The following is a 2,055-nucleotide window of genomic DNA, read 5'->3' on the forward strand; positions in this document are numbered from 1 at the left end:
CGTCGAAATGGTTATCCTTCCATCACAATTGCTCAAAGATTTCTCTCTAATGATATTGACAAACTTCTTGCCCTTGTGGAATGAATCAGCCCTGCTTTTTAAGGGGGGTTGGGGGGATCTTCAAAATATTAGAACGTTAACCGAACCGTATTGCAAAGTCCTGAGTAACTTATGACTATTGACAAATGACCAATGACAAATGACAAATAATATGAAAGTTGCGATCGCTCAAATTAATCCTACTATCGGTGATTTGCTTTTAAATGCCCAAAAAATCTTGGAGGCGGCACAACGAGCCGCATCTAGCGGGGCGCGTTTGTTGTTGACACCAGAACTTTCTTTGTGCGGCTATCCACCAAGAGATTTATTACTAAATCCTAGTTTTGTGGAAGCAATGGGCATCACTTTACAAAACTTGGCTCAGGATTTACCAGCAAATTTAGCTGTGTTGGTAGGAACTGTTGAACCGAATATCCAAGCACATATTAGTGGCGGTAAAAGTTTATTTAACAGCATAGCTTTGTTAGAGAATGGCCAGGTTAAGCAAGTTTTTCACAAGCGACTTTTACCTACTTACGATGTTTTTGATGAACGCCGCTATTTTGAAGAAGGCTTGCAAGCTAATTATTTCACTCTTGATAATATCGATATTGGCGTAACTATTTGCGAAGATTTATGGAACGATGAGGAATTTTGGGGCAAACGTAGTTATACAGTGAATCCGATTGCTGACTTAGCAATTTTGGGTGTAGATTTGATTGTAAATTTGTCTGCTTCGCCCTACACGGCTGGCAAGCAGCAGTTTCGAGAAACCATGCTCAGGCATAGTGCAGTACGTTTTCAACAACCGATGATTTATGCTAATCAGGTTGGGGGAAATGATGACCTAATTTTTGATGGTCATAGTTTTGCCTTAAATCGTCAAGGTGAAATTATATCTCGCGCCCGTGGTTTTGAAACTGATTTATTAGTAGTGGAATTTGATGAAACCCAACGTGATTTTCAGTTGGGTTCTGTAGAACCTGCATATCAATTAGAAGATGAAGAAATTTGGCAAGCTTTGGTTTTAGGAGTGCGAGATTATGCTCGTAAGTGTCGCTTTTCTAAAGTAGTATTGGGTTTAAGTGGCGGGATTGACTCGGCAATAGTAGCTGCGATCGCAACTGCTGCACTTGGTAAAGAAAATGTCCTCGGTGTTCTCATGCCTTCCCCTTACAGTTCAGAGCATTCCATCAGTGATGCTTTGGCATTAGCCGAAAATTTGGGGATTAAGACTAATCTTTTACCAATTGGCGAGTTAATGCAAGGTTTCGATCACACTTTAGATGATTTGTTTGCGGGTACTGAGTTTGGACTGGCTGAGGAGAATATCCAATCTCGGATTCGCGGTAATTTATTAATGGCGATCGCTAATAAATTTGGCTATCTGCTTTTATCTACAGGTAACAAGTCAGAAATGGCAGTTGGTTACTGTACTCTCTACGGTGATATGAATGGCGGGTTAGCGGTGATTGCAGATGTCCCGAAAACCCGTGTGTATTCACTTTGTCAATGGTTAAATCGCAATAATGAAATCATCCCGGAAAACGTCTTGACTAAAGCACCCAGCGCCGAACTCAAACCAGGACAAGTCGATCAAGACTCTCTACCACCTTACGAAGTTTTGGACGATATTTTGCAACGCCTGATTCACAACCACCAATCAGCAGCGCAAATTGTTGCAGCCGGTCACGATTCGGTAATTGTAGATAGAGTAATCCAAATGGTGGCACGGGCTGAATTTAAACGGCGACAAGCACCCCCCGGATTGAAAATCACCGATCGCGCCTTCGGAACTGGTTGGCGAATGCCAATTGCTAGTAACTGGGTTGGTGTCAAAAAGGCTTACCAAACTAAAACTACAGCTACACCTAACCTTAGTTTGTTGTGATAGACAAGATGCACATCCGCAAATCTAATAACTGGAGTTTAGACTAAATAGTCGAAATCAAAGAAAAAAGAGGGGGTCTGATTGAACACAGACCCCCTTTTGACAGAAGGTGAGAGAAGAACCAC

At 41.8% G+C, this 2,055-nt stretch carries 1 protein-coding gene; it reads left to right on the forward strand.

Annotated elements, in window-relative coordinates:
* Positions 1-211 precede the first annotated feature (211 nt).
* Positions 212-1,930, forward strand: coding sequence for an NAD+ synthase (locus tag V7K44_RS20930; protein ID WP_334933949.1), 1,719 nt, complete (start codon positions 212-214; stop codon positions 1,928-1,930).
* Positions 1,931-2,055 lie beyond the last annotated feature (125 nt).

This window comes from Nostoc sp., from assembly GCF_036917235.1.
Classification (GTDB): Bacteria; Cyanobacteriota; Cyanobacteriia; order Cyanobacteriales; family Nostocaceae; genus Nostoc.

Bases quoted from the DNA above. Each gene is read 5' to 3' on its own strand.
- V7K44_RS20930 (WP_334933949.1), top strand. From the start codon at position 212: ATGAAAGTTGCGATCGCTCAAATTAATCCTACTATCGGTGATTTGCTT.